The organism is Sinorhizobium sp. CB7 (assembly GCF_041357635.1).
Taxonomy (GTDB): Bacteria; Pseudomonadota; Alphaproteobacteria; order Rhizobiales; family Rhizobiaceae; genus Rhizobium.
In genome coordinates, this window is the sequence record NZ_JAULLL010000044.1 from 1 (window position 1) to 8161 (window position 8161).

Sequence of the window (8161 nt, forward strand, 5' to 3'; positions counted from 1 at the left end):
TCGGGGTTGGCCCCGACGAGCGCGTCGGTCTTGCGGTGGAGCGCTCCACCGGCCTGGTCGCCGCCCTGATCGGCATCATGCGCTCGGGGGCGGCCTATGTGCCGCTCGATCCCTCCTATCCGGCCGATCGCCTCGCCCACATGATCAAGGACAGCCGCATCACCCGCGTGGTGACGGATGCGGCGACGAGGCAGACGCTTGCCGGCCTGCTTGAAGGGCTGGACACCGTGCTGGTGAACGAGGTCGGGAGCGAGAGCCCAGAACCTCTCGTCACTCCCCGCCATCCCGACCAGCTCGCCTATGTCATCTACACATCGGGGTCGACAGGATTGCCGAAGGGGGTCGGGGTGACGCATGCCAACGTCGCCCGCCTCTTCGACGCGACGGCGCCCTGGTACGACTTCGGCCCTTCCGACGTCTGGACCATGTTCCACTCCTACGCCTTCGACTTCTCCGTGTGGGAGATCTTCGGCGCCCTTTGCCATGGCGGCAGGCTGGTGGTCGTGCCGCACTGGGTCGCCCGCGATACGGCGGCGTTCCACGATCTGCTGCGGGCCGAGAAGGTCACCGTTCTCAACCAGACGCCCTCGGCCTTCCTGCCGCTTTCCCAGATCGACGCGTCCTCGCCGCATCCGCTCGCCGACCTCAAGACCGTTATCTTCGGCGGCGAGAAGCTGGAGCCTACAGCCTTGCGGGTCTGGCTTGCGGCGCGGGGAGCGGCCGCCCCCAAACTGATCAACATGTACGGCATCACCGAGACGACGGTGCATGTCACCTACCGGCCGATCGGCCTTGCCGAGACCGGGGGTGACACTGGAGGCCAGGTCCGCTCGCCGATCGGCGTGCCGATGCCCGACCTGACGCTGCATCTCTTCGACGCCGACCTCAATGCGGTCCCGGTGGGCGCCGTCGGCGAGCTCTTCGTCGGCGGGGCCGGCCTTGCCCGCGGCTATCTCGGCCGCCCGGCGCTCACGGCCGAGCGCTTCATCCCCGATCCGTCGGTTCCCGGCGGCCGGCTCTACCGCTCCGGCGACCTTGCCCGCCGGCTTGCCGACGGCGACCTCGACTATATCGGCCGCAACGACTTGCAGGTGAAGATCCGCGGCCACCGCATCGAGCTCGGCGAGATCCAGGCGGCGCTTCTTGGCCATGCCGGGGTGCGCGAGGCGGCGGTGATCGCGCTCGAGGAGGCGGGCGGCGGCAAGCGGCTGGCCGCCTATGTGGTGGCCGCGGACGAAGATGGGGTGACGGCGGAGGCGCTGCGGGCGCATCTTGCCGGGCGCTTGCCGGCCTATATGGTGCCGGCGGCGATCACCTTCCTGGAAGCCATGCCGCTGACCGTCAACGGCAAGCTCGACCGCCGGGCGCTGCCGGATCCGGAGCTGTCGTCGGGCTCGGCCTATGTCGCCCCGCGCACCGAAACGGAGGCGGCGCTCGCCGCCATCTGGCAGGATGTGCTCGGTCTCGAGCGCGTCGGCATCCACGACAACTTCTTCGAGATCGGCGGGCATTCGCTGACGGCGGTGCGGCTGACGGCACGGCTGCGCCAGGGCCTTGGGCATGACGTGTCGCTGCGAACCCTGTTTTCCAATCCAACCGTCGCCGGCATTGCCGCCTTAATCGAGGGACAGGCGCAGATAGCCGACGCCCCCATCTTGCCGCGGCCGAAAAACATGGACCGGCTACCGTTGTCCGCCGCCCAGGAAAGGCTGTGGTTCCTCTGGCGTCTCGAGCCGGAGAGCACCGCTTACACGATCGCCGGCGCTGTCCGGCTGGATGGCGTAATCGACGTCGGAGCTTTGCGTGACGCATTTGCCGATGTCGTTCGGCGACACGAAATCCTGCGGACGAAATTCGGAGAGGATGACGGCATTCCATACCAGATGGTCGAGCCGAGTGCGGATCCTCGCTGGGACGACATCGATCTTGCCGCATCTTCGATCATCGATCAGGAAGCAAAGGCAAAGGCTCTCGTCGAGGAGATGATCCGGACGCCCTTCGACCTGGAAGCAGCTCCCCCCTTGCGCCTTTTCCTGATACGGCTTGGCAGGCAGACCCATCTGCTGGTTCTTGCGCTCCACCATATCCTCATGGACGGCCCGTCGCTGGCGATCCTGGTCGACGAAGTAAACCTCTTCTACGAAAGCCGGAGGGGAAAAGATCGCAGCAGACTTCCGGATCTTGCGATTCAATTCGCAGACTTTGCGCTGTGGCAGAAGAGCCAGGAAAATTCCGGCAAGATCGCCCAGGATCTCAGTTACTGGACGCGGCAATTGCGTGACTATCCCGAGGCTTTTCATCTTGCCCCCGCGCACGCAGTCGCCAGGCGGGGCGACCAGGAAGATGATCGGCCCGTCAGGCAGAAGCTCCCTCCGCATCTGACACGTGATCTGAGGGCGCTTGCCGTTCGCACCAACACGACCCTCTTCTCGGTGCTCCTTGGCTGCTTCAACTGGCTGCTTCATCGTCATTCGGCGCGCGGCGACCTCGCCGTAGCCGTTCCCGTCTCATCCCGTCAGCGACAGGAAGTCGAGGCCCTGATTGGTCCGTTCCTGAACCTCTTGATCATCAGATCGAAGGCCTTGGGACCAACGCGGTTTGATGCCTTTTTGAAAAGCGCGATCGAGACAATTGAGGAGGCGCTCGATCATCAGAGCCTTCCGTTCGAGCGGCTGGTCAAGGCCCTGGCGCCCGCAGGGCGGTCGGGATCGGCACCTTTTACAAGCGTCAAGTTCCTTCTGCATGATCTTGGATACGAACAGCATTCCGACGCTGCGCTTCGTTGGACATCGATGGAGCTGCCGAATTCGGGACATCGCTTTGATCTGAACTTCAACGTCCTGGATTTCGGTGACGGCCTCGAAGTCAGCGTCTCCTACGATCCGGCGTATCTCGATCGCGCCGAGGTTAAGACGCTCGTCGAAAACTACATCCAGGTGATGCTCCGCGCGGTCCTGGATGAGCACCACACGCTCGATTCAATCGCGCTGCTCAAACCTTCCTCGCCCAGTGAGAGTGCCCCGATGACCTCCTTGCCCACCGTCATTGAACGTGTTGCAGACTTCGCCCGGCTTCGCCCCGAGGAGCCCGCCATCATCGACGAAGACGCCACCATCTCCTGGCGGGAGCTGTGGGAACGCGCCGGCCGCCTTTCGAAACAGCTGCGTCGTCGTGGCATAAGGCCTCAGACATCGGTGGCCGTCTTGCTCGAGCGCTCGGCCGAACTCGTCGTCGCCATCCTGGCCATTTGGCGGGCGGGTGCAGTCTATGCGCCTCTCGACGCGTCTTCGCCTGCAAAAAGGCTGCGCTGGCAACTTCATGACTTGAACGCACGGCACGTTGTCTCGCACGGTCAGCTTGACTGGTTCGACGATGCCATCGACGTGATCGATGTGAATGCGCAGGGGCCCTCCGATCCGCCTGAGATTTGGCCCTGCGTCGGGCCAGCCTATGTGATCTACACGTCCGGCTCCTCCGGAGAGCCGAAGGGCGTCGTCGTCACGCATGAAAGCCTGCTGGACTATGTCGATGCAGTCTACGACCGGCTGCCGGGCGATCTTGCAAGTGCCGCCTACGTCAGTTCTCCGGCTGCAGACCTGGGGCATACCTCACTGTTCGGGGCGCTTTTGCGCGGCATGACATTACTGGTGATCGGTCGCGAGCGTGCCTTCGATCCGGATGGCTTTGCAGATTCCATGCGCAAGCGGCGGCCTGATCTCTTGAAAATCACGCCATCGCACCTGGTCGCCCTGCTGAATGCAGCCGATCCTGCGGCCATCCTGCCGGGACGCTGCCTGGTGCTCGGCGGCGAACAGCCGTCGCAGCGCCTGTTGCAGACGATCGGCCGGCTGGCTCCTGACCTTACGGTCGTCAATCATTATGGCCCGACCGAAGCGACGGTCGGTGTGATTGCCGGCAATCTGAGCCTGACCGGCTTCGGGCCGATTGCGCTCGGGGAACCGCTGGCGCACGGCACGATCAGCATCCTTGATGACAGGGGCGGCCTCCTTGCCGATGGAGAAGCGGGCGAGCTTTGCATCGGGGGCAGGGCACTGGCGCTCGGTTATCTCAACAAGCCGGGGCTGACGGCCGATCGGTTCGTACCGGCCGCGAACGGGCAGCGACTCTATCGGACCGGCGACAAGGCTCGGCGGCTTTCCGACGGCAGGATCGAGTTTCTCGGGCGCCTGGACAATCAGGTCAAGATCCGCGGCTACCGCGTCGAACTGGACGAAATCCGCCGCACACTTCTCCAACATCCATCCGTCAATGCCGCTACCCTTGCGACGGTTGAGGACGATGGAAGGACGGTGCTGCGGGCAAGCGTTGCAACGGATGATCGGCACCTTTCCGAGAGCGACCTGCGGCACTATCTCGCAGAACACCTGCCGAGCTACATGATCCCTAATGATCTCCGGCTTTCCGACCGCCTCGAAGTGACGGAAAATGGCAAGGCGGTGGCGATCATCCCCGAAGCAGGCGAGCCGTCGTCGATTTCCCCAGTCGAGGCGGCACTGCTGGCGATCTGGCGCGACATTCTCAAGCGAGACGATATCGACGTCACCCAGGACTTCTTTTCCCTGGGCGGAGACTCGATCCTGACGCTGCAGGTCATCGCCCGTGCGAAGAAAGCCGGCATCAAACTGACGCCCAAGCAATTCTTCGCCGGGCCCTCCATCCGCCAGATCGCCGCGGTGGCGACGAAGACGGAACCAGTGATCGCCGCGGCTCCGCAGAGCATCGAGCGGGCCCAGCCGGAGCCTGGGCAGCTTTCCTTCGCCGGACTTACGGATGAGGACATTGCGTCGTTGGACATCGCGATCGACGATGTCCAGGACATCTATCCCGCGACCCCGCTCCAGGAGGGCTTGTTGTTTCACAGCCTCCTGGACCAGGAAGCCGGCGTCTACGTCAATCAGCTGACGGCAAGGTTTGGCAAGGACGCCAACCGGCCGCTGCTTCGAAACGCCTGGCAGGCGATCGTCGACCGCCACGACATTCTGAGGACCTCTTTCATTCAGCGCCAGGACGGTCCTGCCCTGCAGGTCGTGCGCAAGGCTGTCAAACTTGCCTATCGTGACCATGACTGGCGCGATCTCGATCCCTCGCAATATGAAAGGGCGTTTGAAGAATGGAGGACGCGGGATCTTGCGGTTGGCATCGATCCTGGAAAAGCGCCGCTTTTGCGCGTTGCAACCTTGCTTGCGCCCGATGATCATGTTGATCTCGTCTGGACCTATCATCATGCGATAACCGATGGCTGGAGTACCTCCATCATCCTGAAGGAGGTACTGGTCGAATACCGGGCGCGCATGATGGGAGACGCGGCCCGCCATGCTCCGATCGTGCCGTTTCGCCGCTATATCGACTGGCTTGGTGCCCATCGTGCGGCCGAACCTGACTGGTGGAGCGACCGCCTGAGCAGGATCGAGACGGCCACAAGGCTGGTGCCGTCGCTACCGACCGCGACAGGCAACGCAACGACAGAGGCGCGCCATGAGTTTGGATCCGGGCAGACGGATAAGATCCGCGCCTTCGCGCGAAGAAGCGGCGTCACCGTCAACACCGTTGTCCAGGCGGCCTGGGCTCTGGTGATCTCGCATTACACATCGTCGAGCGACATTGTCTTCGGCGTCACCCTTTCCGGCCGGCCGGTCGATCTGGAGGGGGCCGATCGGATCGTTGGTCCATTGATCAACAGCCTGCCTCTTGTGCTCACCCTCCCCGAAAGCATGGATGTCGTTTCCTGGCTCCGTCAGGTGCAACAGGAAAACGTCGCCTTGCGGGACCGGGAGCACATGCCGCTCCTGGAACTGCAGCAGCGTTACGGTCGCCGCGACGAACCGCTTTTCGACACGCTGCTCGTCTTCGAGAACTACCTGGCCCAGGAGAGCGCCGACGAGGCCGACATTCTGGATGTTTCGCTGACGCAAGCCTACAATCGCACACACTATCCCGTGACGATCGTCGCCGCACCGGAACAAGACCGGCTGCGACTGCAGCTGACCGGCGACGGGAAGACCGTCTCATCGGCGACATCCGGACAGCTGCTGCGCCATCTGGTATCGGCAATCGAGGCAATCACCGACGGGGATGGACCGTTCCTCGGCAAAATCTCGATCATTCCAGAGCAGGAGGCGGCGGCCGCACTTGGCTTCGGTGAGAGCAGGCCCGCACCCACGGCACCGCGTGGGGCTCGCATCCATGATCTCTTTGCGGTGCAGGTCGCCGCAGCGCCGAATGCGATTGCGTTACGGGCCGGCAAGGAATGCATGACTTTCGGCGAACTGGACGACAGATCGAACCGGCTCGCACGACATCTTCAAACGAGGGGCCACCGATCAGAGGAGGTCATCGGACTCTATCTCGACCAGTCGCTTGAAATGTTCGTTGGCCTGCTGGGCATCTTGAAAGCCGGCTGTGCCTATCTTCCTTTGACGCTCGACCTTCCCGAGGCTCGTCTTGAGCATTTGATCGGCGACGCTTCTGTAAAGCTCGTCCTGACAAAGGCGGCGTACGCACCGAATGTCTCAAGTTGCGCCGAAGCGTTCCCGCTGGATCAGGAACAGGCCCTGCTTGCAGGCGTATCATGCGATCCTGTCGAGAACGATGCGACCTCCCAGTCGCTTGCCTATGTGATCTACACGTCGGGATCGTCCGGCCTGCCCAAGGGCGTGATGGTGCCTCACAGCGGCGTCGTCAACTATCTGACCTTCGCTGCCGCCCATTATGCCGTCGCAGCCGGAGGCGGCGCGCCTGTCAGCACGTCGATCGGTTTCGACGCGACCGTCACGAGCACCCTGCTTCCGCTGGTCTGCGGGACAACCGTTCATATCCTCGGCGAGGATGCGGGTATCGAAGGTCTGGCGGCCGAGCTCAATGCCGGACGCGGCTTCAGTCTCGTGAAGGCGACCCCTTCGCATCTCGATGCGTTGAAGCATCTGCTCGCGCATGAAACGCTTGAGAGCCAGACCAACGCCTATGTGATCGGCGGTGAAAACCTCATTGCCGAAACCATCGATCTCTGGCGGCGTCTTGCGCCCGCCACGCGCCTGATCAACGAGTACGGACCGACGGAAACCGTGGTCGGCTGCGCTGTCCATGAGGTCGATGACGCCTCCGGCTCATCCGGGCCGGTTCCGATCGGCCGGCCGATCGCCAATACGGATCTCTATGTCCTCAATCGTTTTCTCAATTCAAGCGGCATTGGCGTGATCGGGGAATTGTATGTCGGCGGGAAGGGGGTCACGCGCGGCTATCGCGGCAAGCCCGGACAGACGGCCGCGGTCTTCATTCCTCATCCCCGACGGGCCGGAGAAAGGCTTTACCGCACCGGGGATCTGGCCCGCTGGCGGAAAGACGGGATCCTCGAATACATCGGCCGCAACGACTTCCAGGTGAAGATCCGCGGCCACCGCATCGAGCTCGGCGAGATCCAGGCGGCACTTCTTGGCCATGCCGGGGTGCGCGAGGCGGCGGTGATCGCCCTTGACGATGCGGGCGGTGGCAAGCGGCTTGCCGCCTATGTGGTTGCCGTAGACGAAGATGGGGTGACGGCGGAGGCGCTGCGCACCCATCTTGGCGGCCGGCTGCCTTCCTACATGGTGCCGGCGGCGATCACCTTCATCGACGCCATGCCGCTCACCGTCAACGGCAAGCTCGACCGGCGGGCGCTGCCGGATCCGGAGCTGTCGTCGGGCTCGGCCTATGTCGCCCCGCGCACCGAAACGGAGGCAGCACTTGCCGCCATCTGGCGCGACGTGCTCGGGCTGGAGCGCGTCGGCGTGAACGACAACTTCTTCGAGATCGGCGGGCATTCGCTGACCGCCGTACGGCTGACGGCGCGGCTGCGCCAGGGCCTTGGGCATGACGTGTCGCTGCGGGCGCTCTTCGATCATCCGACGGTCTGCGGTATCGCCGCGCTCATCGAGGGCAAGGCGGCGGTCGGACAGGAAGCGATCCCGCCACGGCCGGCCGGTCTGGAGCGCATCCCGCTCTCACCGGCGCAGGAGCGGCTGTGGTTCCTGTGGCGACTCGATCCGGACAGCGCGGCCTATACGATCGCCGGCTCGATCCGGCTCGAAGGCGCCCTTGATGCCGACGCCATGCGTTCGGCGGCTGCAGCGGTGGTCGCCCGCCACGAGAGCCTGCGCACCCGCTT

General features: G+C 63.8%; 1 protein-coding gene. It reads left to right on the forward strand.

Features of this window, described 5'->3' with window-relative positions:
- Nucleotides 1-8161: amino acid adenylation domain-containing protein (locus tag AAE029_RS35945; protein WP_371077723.1), on the forward strand; the 8161-nt coding region annotated here is incomplete at both ends.